We start from the raw sequence: 14,015 nt of genomic DNA, 5'->3' as shown, positions 1-14,015 counted from the left end.
CCCTTCGCGGAATGCTCGAAAAACCTCCAGCCTTCTTACCGCAGATCCTTGTAAAACACCGTCGTCGCATCGAGCGTGCCGTGGCTGTCGTAGGCATAGTCCGGGATGACGCCTGCCTTCTTGTAGCCGCAGGTGGGGTAAAGCTTTTCGGCGCGGTCGCCGGTGACGGTGTCGAGCACCAGAAGCCAGCGGTCCAGCGACAGGGCGAGACCGTCGATGGCGGTCATGAGTTTGCGTGCCAGGCCCTTGCGGCGGTGATCCGGATGCACCATCAGCTTGGCGACCTCCGCCCGGTGCGGGCCGTTGTCCTGGGTGGCGAGCATCAACATCACCACACCGGCGATATTGTCCCCGTCTTTTGCCACCATCACGAAAGCACTTCCGTCCTCGACACCCGCGAGCTTGTCCTTCCAGAAGGCCTCCGCCTTTTCCTCAGACAGCGGCAGGATGAAGCCTATCCCCGCGCCATCCTCCACGCAGGACTTCAGCAGCCGGGAGAGATCCGGCACGGCGGCGCGGGCTTCGGCTGCGGACAGCAGGAAGACCGGCGGTTCGGGAACGAAGGCGTCGGCCGGACGGCCTGAACGGTCGGTCTCTGTCATGGGGTAATCACCGTCAGAAGATAGCGGGCCGGGTCGGGACCGGGCGCATGGTAGCTGTTGGGAGAATTCAGACGGAACCTCAGGCAGTCGCCCGGCAACAAAGCGTGCTGACTGTCACCGAGGGTCATCATCAGCGCGCCTTCCAGAAGGACCAGATGATGTTCCAGGTCCGGCAGGGGCGGCAGGGAATAGGTGATCGTCTGTCCGGCCGGCAATTCGCCCTCGATGACGCTGCCGCGAAACCCCGCGGCCGACGGCGAAACGCTTCTACGGCGAAAGCCCGTTTCCGGATCCAGCCAGACCGACTGGTCGTCGCGCTTCACCCGCGCGTTCAGCAGCGGCGCTCCGAAGCCGAAGAGATCGGCCATTGAAAGCCCGAAGGCCCGGGCCAGTTGTCCGAGCACGACGGCCGTCGGGCTGGTGTCTCCGCGCTCGATCCGCGAGAGGGTCGCCCGGCTGACACCGGCTTTTTCCGCCAGGAGTTCAAGCGGCCACTCCCTGCTCTTGCGCAGATCGGCGATCCGTCTGCCAATGTCTTTGTCGAGTTCCGTCATGAAGATTCCCATATTTGAGAACTATCTCATATATGGGAATTTCCTTCTTGCCAACCGGTCTTGTCGGATCGCGGTTCAAACCTTCGACAGCACCGCGCTGGCGTTGACGCCGCCGAAGCCGAAGCCGTTGGTCAGGACGTGGGAGACTTCCCTGGCCACCGCCTTGCCCGGCACCATCTCGAAATGGGCGATGGCATCGTCCGGATTGTCGAGATTGCGCGACGGCGGCAGCAGGCCGGTTTCCAGCGCCTTGACACAGGCCACCGCCTCGACGGCGCCGGCGGCCCCCAGAAGATGGCCGAACAAGGACTTGGACGACGATACGGCCAGATCCTTGCCACGGCCCTCGAAAAGCGTGTTCAGGGCCGCGATTTCCGCGCTGTCGCCGACCGGGGTCGAGGTGGAGTGGGCGTTGACATAGCCGATATCCGCCGGCGTCAGACCGGCGCCGGCGAGGGCCTGACGCATGGCGCGCAAACCGCCTTCCCCGTCCGGCGGAGACGCGGTGACATGATGGGCGTCGGCAGCTGTGGCGTAGCTGGAGAGTTCCGCAAGGATGGTCGCGCCACGCGCCCTGGCGTGCTCGTAGTCTTCGAGGATCAGGATCCCGGCGCCCTCCCCCATGATAAAGCCGTCCCGGTCCTTGTCGAACGGGCGCGAGGCATGGGAGGGGTCGTCGTTGCGCCTCGAGGACATGGCCTTGGCCGCGCAAAAGCCGGCGTAAGACACCCGGTCGATACAGGCTTCCGCGCCCCCCGCCACCATGACGTCGGCCTCGCCGCAGCGGATCAGGCGCGCCGCGTCGCCGAGCGCCTGCAGGCTGGCCGCGCAGGCGGTCACCGGTGCGCCGATCGGCCCCTTGAGGCCGTGGCGGATGGAGACCTGGCCCGCCGCCAGATTGGCGAGGAAGGACGGTACCAGGAACGGCGACGCCCTTCGCGGGCCCTTCTCGTCCACCAGCCGCGTGCCCGCGGTCATTTCCGGAAAGCCGCCGACACCCGTCGCGATGATCGTGCCGGTGCGCTGCTTTTCCGCTTCGGTCTTCGGCTCGATGCCGGCCTGATTGATCGCTTCCTGGGCCGCCGCGATGGCGAAATGAATGAACCGGCCGGTTCGGCGCTGCTCCTTGACGTCCAGAAACGCATCAATGTCGAACCCGTGCGGGTCCTCGGATCTGTCCACAACCTCGCCTGCGATCCGGCAGGCCAGATCGCCGGTCTCGAAACGGGTAATGCCGCGAATGCCGTTCGCCCCCTCTTTGACCCGGTTCCAGAACGGTTCCACACCGGTTCCCAAAGGCGAAACGACACCCAATCCCGTTATCACCACTCGCCGCATTTCCTACCTCTTGATTGTTCGCCCGACCCCTTGATCGCACGGCGTCGCTTTTTCAGATCCTCCTTGCGTCGAAATGGGCGGTGTCCGCTCCAAGACGCTGGAGTTGCTTGCTAATTTCCCGGAACCGCACAGAAGGCCGACAGTCCCGCAAGGTCTCAAGCCCTTCAAAAAGCACTTGAAGAGCCGCTCGTATCAGAGCTTCGAAAGCTTCTTCAACATATTGACAAGACTAAAGAATTCCTCCTTCCCCAGATGGGTCTGCACACCGTCTTGCGCCTCGCGCCACAATGGCAAGGCCTCTTTCAGCAATTTCTCTCCCCTTTCCGTCACACGGTAGCACTTGCCCCTCCCTTCCGGAGACGGCGACGACACGGCCAGACCGTCACGTTCCAGAAGCTTGATGTTGCGGACCAGCGTGGTCCGGTCCATTGAGAGCCGCTCCGCCAGATCGCCGGTCGTCTTCTCCGGCGCGCACCGGATCACCAGAAGAACGGAGAACTGGCCCGCCGTCATGCCAACCGTACGGGCCAGCCGGTCGTAATGCCGGCTCACCGCGCGCGCCGCCTTGCGGACATTGTCCAGAACGCAAAGGGAAAAATCGTCTTCATCCATGCCTTAAAGTGTGTATATACACAGCCGATGTCAACAGCTTTCCCCTGATGAAATTGTCATCAGCATTTTGCGTTTGTCTGCGAAGCGGATAACGTGAATTCAGCCATATCGTCAGGAGGTTGAGATGACAGATGCGGTTCAGACAATCGAAGACATGAAAAAGAAGATCCAGGATAACTGGGGCTGGTTTCTTTTGCTGGGCATCGCCCTGGTGATCGGCGGCCTTATCCTGATTGCGGCGCCGCTGGCGACGTCCGTCGCGGTGACAATTCTCATTGCCGCAGTGCTGTTCGTTGGCGGTCTGGTGCAGATCTACAATGCGTTCAAGACGCAAGGCACGGCCCACTTCATCTGGAACCTCCTCACCGGTGTCATCGCCGTGATCGGCGGTCTCGTGATCTATTTCAACCCGTTGGCCGGCACCTTCGCGCTGACCCTTGTGATCGCGGCCATCTTCGCGGCGCAAGGCATCAGCCAGATCCTGCTCGCCTTCAAGCTGAAGCCGCACGAAGGCTGGCTTTGGGTCCTGATCGCCGGCATCGTATCGCTCGCCGCCGGAATCATGATCTGGCTGGACCTGCCCTCCTCCGCTGCCTGGGCGCTCGGCCTGATCGCCGGGATTTCCGTTCTGGTCAACGGCTGGAGCTATATAGCGATCGCTCTCGCCGCCCGCGCGTCCAAGGGCTGACCTTAAGGTCTTTTTACTGTTGATCCCCGGTAAACCTGTTTGCCGGGAAAGTTTTCGACTTATCTTTTGTTTTATGTTCTACTGAGACAGATGTCTTCTCACAGGTCTTTGCTGGATGTTTGCAATTCTCGGGCGCAATCCCGGCAATCCGCATAACAAGGCCTACTGGTGGTGGCCGCCCCCCGCCAGCCGTTGATACACGCGCCCGTTTCCGGTGCGCACCTGATCCCCAAACACATCGACGGATTTTCAAGATGACGACAGTCTTCCTGCGCGGCGGCAGCCGCATGCTTCATGTCGCCTGGCCCAATGGGACCAGCGCGGACTTCCCCTTTCTCTGGCTCAGGGACAATTGCCCGAGCGGGTTTCATCCTCAGACCAACGAGCGGCAATTCGACCTGACCGGCGTTTCCCCTGACATCGCTATTACAAGCGCCGATGTCGACGGCGGCGATATCGAGCTCATCTGGAACGAGGACGGCCATGTCAGCCGCTACGATGCCGGCTGGCTGTTCGATCACCGACCCGGGGTCGGACTGGCCGATCCGGCCGCGATCGCGCCCATTCTGTGGCGGGGCGACTATCCGGCCACTGACCTTCCCCGCGGCTCGGCCCGCTCGCTGATGACGGACGACGACGCCCTGCTCGACTTTCTGACCGCGGCCAAGAAAACCGGTCTGGCGCTTGTCGACGGCATGGCGGACGACAAGGATGCCGGCATGGCGATCGCCCGCCGGATCGGCTTTCTGCGCGAGACGAATTTCGGTACAACCTTCGAGGTGATGTCGAAGCCCAATCCCAACAACCTGGCGTATACCTCCCACGCCCTGCCGCTTCATACGGATCTGGCGAACCAGGAACTTCCGCCCGGGTTCCAGTTCCTGCATTGCCTGGCCAACGACGCGGAAGGCGGCGGCTCCACGTTCTGCGACGGTTTCGCCATCGCGACGGATCTCAGGGACGAGGATCCAGATGCCTTCGAGCTGTTGTCGACAACGCCGGTCCCTTTCCGGTTTCACGACGCGGATTACGACATCCGCCGCCATCATACGGTGATCGACCTGGATCTTTTCGGGAACCTGCAGGAGCTGCATTTTAACGCCCATCTTGCGGGGATCTTCGACCTGCCGGCGGACCGCATGGAGGCCTACTACCGCGCCTACCGGAGGATCATGGAAATGACCCGCTCGGACGACTACGTTATCTCGACGAGGCTGACGGGCGGGGAAATGGTGATCTTCGACAATCGCCGGATCCTTCACGGCCGCTCGGCCTTCAACCCGAACACCGGCTTCCGCCACCTGCGCGGCTGCTACGTGGACCGCGGCGAATTCGACAGCCGCATTCGCGTGCTGAGCCGGGGGAAAAGATAACAAGACCCGGGCATTCGAAATCGGCTCGAAAACTCCCCTAAAACACCAGTGTCACCCCGGGCGAGCATCGCGAGACCCGGGGCTCACTCATTCGCAGAGCCTCTCTTTTCGTTCCGATGCAGTCGGTCAATCTCAGCGGCAGACCTAGCCATAATGCGAGTAGGCCCCGGCTCTGCGCTACGCTTGGCCGGGGTGACACCGAAGGAGTAGGTGATCCCGAGGTCTTGACGCTTCTGAAATCCATGGCATGCGAGCGCAATATCGTCTCTTGAGCGTTTCGCGAGACCCGGGGTTACGGCGTCAAAAGGTCGTGCCAGTCCGGATTGCCCTTTTCGATCAGCTGTATCTTCCAGGCTCGGTGCCATTTCTTGAGGCGCTTTTCCGTGGCGATTGCCGCTTCAATCTCTTCGAACGGCTCTGCATAGACAAGCCTGTGCACATGGTTTTGACGGGTAAACCGGCTGGCAATACCGTTGCGGTGTTCTTCAACCCGTCTGGCAAGATTGTTCGTCACCCCGACGTAAAGAGTGCCGTGCATTCGGCTTGCCAGAATATAGACGTAATAGGTCAAAGACACACCTCAACGTTGAGCTTCAGCCTAATTAACCTCAACCTCCGTGTCACCCCGGGCGAGCATCGCGAGACCCGGGGCCCACTCATTCGCAGAGCCTCTCTTTTTCATTCCGATGCAGTCGGTCAATCTCAGCGGCAGACCTAGCCATAATGCGAGTAGGCCCCGGCTCTGCGCTACGCTTGGCCGGGGTGACACCGGGGGAGATGGTGCGCACCCATTCACCCCTGAAAAATCAGGGCCTTCTCGTCTTCAGAAAGGGCCTTCCAGGCGCCTTCGTCAAGACCGTCCAGGCCGAGCGCGCCGATGCGGATGCGTTTCAGCTCGGTGACGTGGTTGCCGGTGGCAGCGAACATGCGGCGGGCCTGGTGATAGCGGCCCTCGTGCAGGATCAGACGAGCGCGGGTTTCGTCGAGCACCTCCAGTTCGGCCGGTTTCAAAGGCTTTTCCTCGCTCTCCAGCATCATTTCGCCGGAGGCGAACAATGCAGCTTCGTCGCCCCTGAGCGGTCGGTCGAGTGTCGCCTCGTAAACCTTCGGCACCTCGGATTTCGGCGAGATCACCTTGTGCAGGAAGGTTCCGTCGTCTGTGAACAGAAGCGCGCCGGACGTCTCCTTGTCGAGGCGCCCGACCGTGGAAAGCGCCGGCTTGCGCATCCGGAACCGGTCCGGCAGGAGATCGTAGACCAGCCGCCCCTGGTCCTTGGTGGAGCAGGTGTAGCCGGTGGGTTTGTTCAGCAATAGAACGACGCCCTGGGCCGGATCGAGCGGCTCGTCGTCGAACAGGATTTCCTCATGGGCGGTCTTCGCGTCGGCTTTCAGCCGGTTGCCCTGCCGGTCGGTCACCCAGCCGTGGCGGATCGCCTGCTGCATTTCCTTGCGGCTGCCATAACCGAGATTGGCGAGAAGCTTCACCAGCCGCATGTCAGCACCCTCCTGACGACAGACGACCAAAGCGTTTGGGGTCAATTCCGCCGCGCCCCTGCGCCTTGCACCCTTCTCCCCCCTTGCGGGGGAGATGTCCGCCGAAACGGACAGAGGGGGGGCTTGGGCGGTTCCGCCAATCGCAAACTTTGGTTTCCTGGACAGGCCGGAGCCCCCCCTCTGTCTCCTGCCGGAGACATCTCCCCCTCAAGGGGGGAGACGGGCGTTCGCCAGAACGCCTTGAAAAAAGAACATCAGCAGGCAACAGATTTCCGGCAACTGACAACAACTTACCGCCCTCCCTTGCCCTTCACGGCCCGGATGACCTTGTAGCCGCCCTCGTCGGCAAGCTGGTCCACCTTCGCGAAGACCTGGGTGAGCGTCTGCTCGTACGGCAGGTGCCGGTTCGCAACCATGTAGAATTCGCCGCCAGGCCTGAGACCGCCTGCAGCCGCGCGGATGAAGCCCTGGCCGACGTCCGCACGGTCCGCCTTGCCGGCCTGGTGGAAGGGCGGGTTACTGACGATGAAGTCGTAAGGGCCTTCGATCCCCTTCGTGACATCGGACCAGATACCGTTCAGCGTCTTCTTGCCCCTGAAGGCCTCTAGGTTGCGTTCGGCAAGGTCGAGCGCCCGCTTCTCCGCTTCGTAGAGATCGAGTGCGGCAACCTTGGGCGCCTTTTCCAGAACGGCCCGGCTCAAATATCCGAAACCCGCGCCGAGATCCGCGCCGCGTCCCTTGAGACTGTCCGGCAGCAGACCGGCGAGCAGTCTCGACGCCGGGTCGATCCGGTCCCAGGCGAAAATACCGGGCCTGCTCAGATAGGCGCCGTCAAGAATTGGACGAACCGCATCGAGCGCGAGCCATTCGGCGAGGAGCTCCTTGTTCACACTCTCCGGACGCAGCGTTTCCCAGACCACCCGGCACTTGTGCTTGGAGAGCTTCTGCGCGCCGCCCAGGAGATCCGCGAGATCGCTTTCCAGGGTTTTCGCCCCTTCCGCGTTCGGCGCGCAGGCAATCACGACTCCACCCGGCCGGGCCTTCGCCACGCCTCGTGCAAGTTGCGCCCGCGCTTCCTGGCGCTGGCGTCCGGGAAGCATCAGCACCGCGTCGAACCCCTCCGCCGCCGTCTCCGGCTCCACCTTGAGGCCAGCCTTCTGCAGGGCGTCCCGGTCCGGCGCGAAGCTTTGCTCACACAGGAGGTCATGCGCCTTGAACGCGTTCAGCTCCCGTCCGGCGCGGGCGCGCAGGAACAGGATCCGCGCATCGTCGGAAATCTCGACCGCTTCCGTCTCAAGAGGTAGAAAAAGGGTTTCGAGCGCGGAATCGGACATGGAGGACCTGTTTGTTAAAGTTTCACACCGCGCTCATAGCGCCGCTTCGGCCGCGCGTCAAAACAGGCCATCGGACCTGAACTCCTGTCCGTCGACCAGGAGTGCCAGGGGCAGAGACCGGCCGTCCTCCGAAATCGCGACAGTCAGCTTAAGACGCCTGGTGTCCAGTCGTTCGATCACCTTGCCCAGGCCTTCCGGGAGAAAGAATGCGTCGATGCCGTAGTCGATCCGCAGATGATCGCCGGCCTCATAGCGAACGATCCCGGCAATGGCGGTCTCGCCGGCTTTGGCTCGATCCTTCGAGACGACAATCGGCCGCGCCGGCCCGTTGCCGTCCGTGGAGAGCCCGACATAGACCCTGTCTCCCCTGCCGACCGTGCTGCTGCCCGGCACCTCGATGCCGATTTCGCCGATCGCGAGGTTGATCACCACATAGTCGCCGCGCAAAAGATCCCTCGGGTCAACCGGCACGAGTTCCAGCGCCACGACCTCGCCTGTCGTTTGGACCTGAAGCCGCTCAACGAGCGGAAAAGCGACCAGGGCAAGCTGGATCAGGGCAATCAAGCCCCAGATCAGCCAGGGCGCCCGCGGCGCGGATGTCGATGGGGAGACGGACGTTTCCGGAGACCGTGTCATGAATGGCTCTCCGTCGGTGCGGGCAATTCTTCGGTCGCTGGCTCGGGCGGTGTCTGACGTTTCCGCAATGCCCGGGCCAGCCAGAGCGCCATCGCCAGGAGCACCGCACCGGCGACCAGAAAGAACAGCGACTGGCCAAGCAGCGAGCCGATGGTGACCTGCAGCAACCAGAGAGCCACGGCGGTCAGGCCGACATAGGCGTAAAGCATCCAGGACCGATTGTTGTACCAGGTCCCAAGCGCGCACAGACCTACGAGCGCCGCGAGGCTCAGGCTTGCCAGAATGAGGATATTCCCCGTCGCGACGGGGATGACAATGGAGGCAAGCGCCAGCCCGACCGCCGCGAAGAGCGCCCGCGCCTTCGCCGTCTTGTAGGACAGGACAAAACCGACGACCGTCAGAAGCACGGCGATCACCAGCGGTAAAAACGCCTGGATCAGCAGCAGGCCCGAGGCGGAAAGATCGTCCGAGATTTCCGGGACCACGATCAGCGCCAGGACAAGCATGACACACAGGATTAGCATTCCCGCATCCTGCATGGACCGGGACATGAGCCACCTGCCGTGGCCGCGAGAGGGCCTCTCGCTCGACCATTTGACGACGAGGTCCGCGAGCGTATCGAGCTGGACCAGCACGGCGGCCAGCCCACCGAAACCGGCCAGCCCCATTGCCAGAACCATTTCATCCGGCAAGCCCATCTCGGCCCTGTCGAAGAACCACCGGCCATATGTCACCCACAAGACGCAGATCCCAGCCCATCTGGAAACGCGCGCGGGGAAAAAGACGGGATGCAAAAAGACCGCAGCAAGCAGAACGAGGCCGGTCAGGTTCTCGAAAACGCCCGGCGCGGCATCGGTCGAGCGGCCGACCTGCCAGGTCATGACCGCGACGGCGGCCGCGATCAGGGACGTTTTCGACCCCGTCAGCCAGGCGGCGGCCAATGCGCCGATCGAGACCAGAAATGCGCCACTCGCCCAGTCGGCGGGCAAATGAAAGATCTGGCCGACCAGGGCCAATCCGCCCACGAACACCAGGGTGGCGAACCCGGTCATGAGGTCGGCAACTCCCTTCCGTCCTCTTGCCGAAGCGTAGGCCGCGAGAGCGTTGCTCAAAACGATCAGAAAGGCAATTCCGGCAAGTTTCAGGAATTTCGGAATGACATCCCAGTTCGCGGCGATAAAGGCGAACAGCGCCAAGGCGACGCACACCATGCCGATGCCAGCAAGCGCCATGGGAAGACGGGACCGGCCATCTTCCTGGTCCTGTTCCTTCAGGATGGCCGCAGCTCCTTCGGAGCTGACCCATCCTTTCACGACCCAGGCTTCCAGGTCGTCTTTCAGGCGTCTTTTATAGGCCCAGTCGAACATGTCCCATCGCCAATGACAGACAGATCCCGTTTCTTTCAAGAGCCGCCGAGCGACGGCGACCTCTGACGGGACGGCTGATTTCCGTCGCCGATATGGGCATCCCTGTCAATGCGAAATCGGTATTTTCACCCTCGTGGCAGCCGCAACCGCAAGCGAAGGGCGCGTTGCCGGCTGGCGAACCGGCTCATGAACGGGATCCGGGTCTGCGATCTTTTCGCACGATCTTTTTCGCAATTGACTTGAAACGTTCCGAAAGCCTGCGCTTTTCAGCCAGAAACGACCACAAGGGACTTGCTGCGTCGGCAGTTCATGCTATGGTTGCAGACGGAAACAGCCTCAGTAAAAATACCGATAAGTATTTAATACGCTACGTTAATTCGCATTAGCCAGCCAAGTACAGCCATTTTCGGAATCAGAGCCAAACTCCACATACAATCCAGGGGGGCTCTGAGGGGCGTCCGAGAGGCCCGGACGCCCCTACTTATTCAGTCAGCCGACGTTTCCGGTGTCTTCCTGGTGCTGCGCGGTTTACGCGCCGCGGCCGGTTTCTTCGTGGTTGTTTTGCGGGCAGCCGGTTTGCGCGGAGAAGCCTTCTTCGGCTCAGCTGCGGCCGAAGCGGCGCGGACCGGTGTTTTTTCAGCTTTCGCCGGAGCGGTCCTGGCTTCCACCGGCTTCGTTGTCGCGTCTGCCGTGGCCATGCCGTCCGCCAGGGGGTCTTCCGTGATGTCTTCGGACACCGGCGGCAAACCGAGAACCTGATGGAATTTCTGCAGGGTTTCCAGCGTGTGCGGCGCCATTTCGTCGATGGCGCCCGGGACATAGCGGACCACCTTGGTCGCCAGTTCGCGCTCTTCCCTGGTCTTCAGGAGGTACGGCAGGGTCTCGATGGCCCTTTCCGGCGCGAATTCCACGATCAGGGTCTGTTCTTCCAGAATGAAGCTGCGCTCGTCCGGCTTCAGGGACTTGAACGGTTCGTCCTGCGTGAGGACGCGCGCGGAGCGTTCCAGACGGTCGCGGCGGACGCTGCCCCGGCTGCCGGCGAGCAGGATCAGCATGCGGATGACCGCCTCGCAGAAGCCGCCTTCCTCGATATGCATGAGCGCGGCCTGTACCGGAGGCAGCGTCCGCAGTTCCTCGACCCGCTTCAGGGTCCGGCGCGGCTGATGGGTCCGGCCAAACCATCGCATCAGCGGCGTTCCCCAGATGGAGAAGAAGAGGTTCTCGTACATGGTGTCGCGCACGTCCCGGTAAAGATCCATGGACTGCTCGATCAGGGCGGCGTTGATGTGTTCCAGCTCCGAGAACGGGTTGTCGCCGGCAGCGGGCGCGCGTTCCTGCCGGGTGCGCTCGGCCCATCCGGGCAACATGTTCAAAAACGGATTCAGGCTGGACAGCATGGCGCGCTGGGTTCTCAACGGATGGGTCTTGCGGCGCAGGTCCGCCGTCATTTCCGTTACACCGGCCTGGACAAATGGACGCACGAAGACGTCGTAGAATTCCGCCTGCTGTTCCGACGCGCGGGCCACGGCGGCGAACGCCACCTCGTCGTCCCGACCGTCATCGATCTTCTTCAGGTCTTCCATCTTTCTTTCATGGAAGCTGACCGTGAACGAACGGTCCAGAAGATCGCCTTCATAGTCGTCGATGGTCATCTCGTAGAGACCCGGCGCGAGCGCCTCGATGGTCTTCAGGGTCGATGTGACCTCGGTGTGTTCCTTCTTCGCGATCTTGGAAGAAACGAAGATGCCCAGGTGACCGACCTGATCGTGGACCATGTAAATGATCCGCTGCCCGCGAATGGCGATCTCGCGTTCGTCCGCATAGGTGTCGGCGATCCAGTTGAGCGCCTGCTGCGGCGGCGTGATATTGTCGCCCCAGCTTGCGAAAACGATGATCGGCGCCCGAATGTTCTTGATGTCGATGTTGCGGCCCGGCTCCAGCTGGGCCTCGTTCTTCGCCAGCTTGTTGCCGACGAAAAGCTGCTCGACGATCCACTTCATTTCCGCTTCGTTCAGCAGAAAGTAACCGCCCCACCAGCGTTCGAACTCCAGGAACCGCTCCGGTTCCGTATCGACCTTGGCGTAAAGATCGTAGTACTTGCCGAAATAGTTGCGCGCCGGATTGAGCAGCTCGAAGTTCTGAACGATATCGGCACCGTCGAAAACACCGTGTCCCAGGTCGGAATAATACATTGCATTGCAGGTTCCGCCCAGGATGCCGCCATTGTAGCGCATCGGGTTTTCGCCGACGCGGCCCGACCAGGGGCACACGGGGGCACCGTTGAGCACGATCGGCCCGGTCAGGTCCGGATTTGTGGCCGCAAGAAGAAGCGTGGCCCAGCCGCCCTGGCAGTTTCCGGTTACGATCGGATGCGGCGCATCCGGATGCAGTTCCATCACCTTGCGCACGAAAGCCGCCTCGGCATGGGTGACATCGGCCAGCGTCTGGCCTTTTTCCGGCATGCGCTTGAAGGCGACAAAGTAGACCGGATGGCCGTCCGCGAGGGCTACACCGACCTGGCTGTCCGGCTTGAACCCGCCGATGCCGGCACCGTGTCCAGCTCGCGGGTCGATGATGATGTAGGGACGCTTCCAGGACTGGACCTCTTTGTAGTTGTCGTCGTCCGGCGTCAGGATTTTCAGGAGCATGTAGCAGCTCGGCCGCGGCAGGTCGGCGCCGTCCATGACCACTTCGTAGTCGTAGATCAGAACCGGCGGGCAGCCGGCCTCCTCGTGCTCCAGGAAAATATCGCCGCGTCGGCGCAGCGTATCCATGGTGAGCACCATGCGCTGTCCGGCGTCCTTGACGTATTCCTGCCAGGAGTCGAACAGGGTGCCGACCGATTCCGCCTGCTGCATTTGCTCCAGGGTGTCGCCGAGCGCCGTCGTGCTCTTCTGCCAGCGGTCCTTGTGAACATGGGTCATCTTGGTCAGATGCTCGCTCAGACCGCGGCCCATCAGCTCGGTGAGATTGGACAGTTCGGTGGCCTGCGCCTGCATCGAAGTGAAACGCTGGGATGGCGTCCAGGCGGTGGCGTCCGTGAGTTTGTTCAGAAACTCGTTCTGGCCTTTTTCGAAAGCGTCAAAAATGTCCTTCATCAGGACCTCCTATCCAATGATGCTGTAGCCGCCGTCTATCGGGTGCACACCGCCGGTTACGTTGAAGGCTTCGGAACTCGCCAGGAAAGCGGCATAGGCGCCAACGTCCTCGATCGTGGCAAGTTGATGCGTGGGCGCACGCTCCGACGCATCGTTGAGCAAGGCGTCGAATTCCGCAATTCCGGAGGCGGCGCGTGTTTTAAGAGGACCGGGCGACAACGCATGGACCGAAATCCCCTTCTCCCCCAATTCGGCGGCCGCGTAACGGGTCGCAGCCTCCAGGGCGGCCTTGACCGGCCCCATGACACCGTAGTTATCGATCACCTTCTGCGCTCCCATGAAGGAGACCGTCATGCAGGTGCCGCCGTGGGGCATCAGGGGCTCGGCCTTGTTGATCAGGCGAAGAAACGAGTGGACCGAGATATCCATGGCAAGGCTGAAACCATCGGCGGAGCAATCGACGACCCGGCCATGCAGGTCTTCTTTCTTGGAAAAGGCGATCGAATGCAGCAGCGTGTCGAGCTTGCCCCATTTTGCCGCGATATCCTCGAACAAGGCATCGATCTGAGCCGGATCGCGCACGTCCAGCGGAGCGATAATGTCCGCCCCAAGTTTTTCGGCGAGCGGGCGCACATGGGGTTCGGCTTTTTCGTTCAGGTAGGTGATCGCGAGATTCGCTCCCTGCTGCCTGAACGCCTTGGCACAGCCGTATGCGATCGACTGGTCGTTCGCCACGCCCACCACAAGGGCATTGTGACCCGTTAAATCAAACATGGACATGCAGCTCCTACGAGACAAGATCTGCGGTTTTCAACCCATATGGCCGGCGCAGCACGACTGACTGTTTCGACCTTCGCCGAGAAACACGATGCACTGCAACATGAACCCGATGACGGAACAATGAATTTGTTAAAAAATA

Annotated in this window: 13 protein-coding genes; 2 read left to right on the top strand and 11 right to left on the bottom strand. The window is 61.8% G+C overall.

Going from position 1 to position 14,015, the window contains the following annotated elements:
- Positions 1 to 35: 35 nt before the first annotated feature.
- The 4 genes from JF539_RS04315 to JF539_RS04300 form a co-directional block, all read right to left on the bottom strand.
- Positions 36 to 602, bottom strand: a complete 567-nt coding sequence (locus tag JF539_RS04315) for a GNAT family N-acetyltransferase (RefSeq protein ID WP_207139106.1) — start codon at positions 600 to 602, stop codon at positions 36 to 38.
- A complete protein-coding gene (locus JF539_RS04310) occupies positions 599 to 1,156 on the bottom strand; it encodes a helix-turn-helix domain-containing protein (protein WP_207139105.1) in 558 nt (185 codons plus the stop codon). Before JF539_RS04310 ends, JF539_RS04315 begins: the two co-directional genes overlap by 4 nt.
- A gap of 75 nt (positions 1,157 to 1,231) precedes the next feature.
- Positions 1,232 to 2,494, bottom strand: a complete 1,263-nt coding sequence (fabF, locus tag JF539_RS04305; RefSeq protein ID WP_207139104.1) for a beta-ketoacyl-ACP synthase II — start codon at positions 2,492 to 2,494, stop codon at positions 1,232 to 1,234.
- 192 nt (positions 2,495 to 2,686) lie between these two features.
- Entirely contained in the window at positions 2,687 to 3,106 is a 420-nt protein-coding gene (locus tag JF539_RS04300; protein ID WP_207139103.1) for a MarR family winged helix-turn-helix transcriptional regulator, read from the bottom strand.
- Between the two features lie 124 nt (positions 3,107 to 3,230).
- On the opposite strand from JF539_RS04300, the gene JF539_RS04295 reads away from it, so the two are divergent.
- Both JF539_RS04295 and JF539_RS04290 read left to right on the top strand, forming a co-directional pair.
- Positions 3,231 to 3,794, top strand: coding sequence for an HdeD family acid-resistance protein (locus tag JF539_RS04295; RefSeq protein ID WP_209016996.1), 564 nt, complete (start codon positions 3,231 to 3,233; stop codon positions 3,792 to 3,794).
- Between the two features lie 254 nt (positions 3,795 to 4,048).
- Positions 4,049 to 5,167, top strand: coding sequence for a TauD/TfdA family dioxygenase (locus JF539_RS04290; protein ID WP_207139102.1), 1,119 nt, complete (start codon positions 4,049 to 4,051; stop codon positions 5,165 to 5,167).
- Between the two features lie 292 nt (positions 5,168 to 5,459).
- On the opposite strand, the gene JF539_RS04285 is transcribed toward JF539_RS04290, so the two are convergent.
- From JF539_RS04285 to fabI, 7 genes are all read right to left on the bottom strand, one after another.
- On the bottom strand, positions 5,460 to 5,738 hold the full coding sequence (locus JF539_RS04285; RefSeq protein WP_207139101.1) for a GIY-YIG nuclease family protein: 279 nt from the start codon (positions 5,736 to 5,738) through the stop codon (positions 5,460 to 5,462).
- A gap of 221 nt (positions 5,739 to 5,959) precedes the next feature.
- Positions 5,960 to 6,661: a pseudouridine synthase gene (locus tag JF539_RS04280; RefSeq protein WP_207139100.1), complete on the bottom strand. Its 702-nt coding sequence runs from the start codon at positions 6,659 to 6,661 to the stop codon at positions 5,960 to 5,962.
- 290 nt (positions 6,662 to 6,951) lie between these two features.
- The gene (locus tag JF539_RS04275) at positions 6,952 to 7,995 is read right to left on the bottom strand and encodes a class I SAM-dependent methyltransferase (protein WP_207139099.1); all 1,044 of its coding nucleotides are present in this window, start codon (positions 7,993 to 7,995) and stop codon (positions 6,952 to 6,954) included.
- 57 nt (positions 7,996 to 8,052) lie between these two features.
- Positions 8,053 to 8,631, bottom strand: a complete 579-nt coding sequence (locus tag JF539_RS04270; RefSeq protein WP_207139098.1) for a GDYXXLXY domain-containing protein — start codon at positions 8,629 to 8,631, stop codon at positions 8,053 to 8,055.
- Positions 8,628 to 9,998: a DUF2157 domain-containing protein gene (locus JF539_RS04265; protein WP_207139097.1), complete on the bottom strand. Its 1,371-nt coding sequence runs from the start codon at positions 9,996 to 9,998 to the stop codon at positions 8,628 to 8,630. Before JF539_RS04265 ends, JF539_RS04270 begins: the two co-directional genes overlap by 4 nt.
- A 485-nt stretch (positions 9,999 to 10,483) precedes the next feature.
- Complete coding sequence (locus JF539_RS04260) at positions 10,484 to 13,096, bottom strand: DUF3141 domain-containing protein (RefSeq protein WP_207139096.1); 2,613 nt, start codon at positions 13,094 to 13,096, stop codon at positions 10,484 to 10,486.
- A gap of 9 nt (positions 13,097 to 13,105) precedes the next feature.
- On the bottom strand, positions 13,106 to 13,870 hold the full coding sequence (fabI, locus tag JF539_RS04255; protein ID WP_207139095.1) for an enoyl-ACP reductase FabI: 765 nt from the start codon (positions 13,868 to 13,870) through the stop codon (positions 13,106 to 13,108).
- Positions 13,871 to 14,015: the final 145 nt, after the last annotated feature.

Origin of the sequence: Roseibium aggregatum, assembly GCF_017309185.1 — a bacterium.
GTDB classification, from domain to species: Bacteria; Pseudomonadota; Alphaproteobacteria; order Rhizobiales; family Stappiaceae; genus Roseibium; species Roseibium aggregatum_B.
This window is presented reverse-complemented; position numbering and strand designations above follow the sequence as displayed.

Coding starts and splice junctions, on each gene's coding strand:
- JF539_RS04315 (WP_207139106.1), bottom strand. CDS start 602: ATGACAGAGACCGACCGTTCAGGCCGTCCGGCCGACGCCTTCGTTCCC.
- JF539_RS04310 (WP_207139105.1), bottom strand. CDS start 1,156: ATGACGGAACTCGACAAAGACATTGGCAGACGGATCGCCGATCTGCGC.
- fabF (WP_207139104.1), bottom strand. CDS start 2,494: ATGCGGCGAGTGGTGATAACGGGATTGGGTGTCGTTTCGCCTTTGGGA.
- JF539_RS04300 (WP_207139103.1), bottom strand. CDS start 3,106: ATGGATGAAGACGATTTTTCCCTTTGCGTTCTGGACAATGTCCGCAAG.
- JF539_RS04295 (WP_209016996.1), top strand. CDS start 3,231: ATGACAGATGCGGTTCAGACAATCGAAGACATGAAAAAGAAGATCCAG.
- JF539_RS04290 (WP_207139102.1), top strand. CDS start 4,049: ATGACGACAGTCTTCCTGCGCGGCGGCAGCCGCATGCTTCATGTCGCC.
- JF539_RS04280 (WP_207139100.1), bottom strand. CDS start 6,661: ATGCGGCTGGTGAAGCTTCTCGCCAATCTCGGTTATGGCAGCCGCAAG.
- JF539_RS04275 (WP_207139099.1), bottom strand. CDS start 7,995: ATGTCCGATTCCGCGCTCGAAACCCTTTTTCTACCTCTTGAGACGGAA.
- JF539_RS04270 (WP_207139098.1), bottom strand. CDS start 8,631: ATGACACGGTCTCCGGAAACGTCCGTCTCCCCATCGACATCCGCGCCG.
- JF539_RS04265 (WP_207139097.1), bottom strand. CDS start 9,998: ATGTTCGACTGGGCCTATAAAAGACGCCTGAAAGACGACCTGGAAGCC.
- JF539_RS04260 (WP_207139096.1), bottom strand. CDS start 13,096: ATGAAGGACATTTTTGACGCTTTCGAAAAAGGCCAGAACGAGTTTCTG.
- fabI (WP_207139095.1), bottom strand. CDS start 13,870: ATGTTTGATTTAACGGGTCACAATGCCCTTGTGGTGGGCGTGGCGAAC.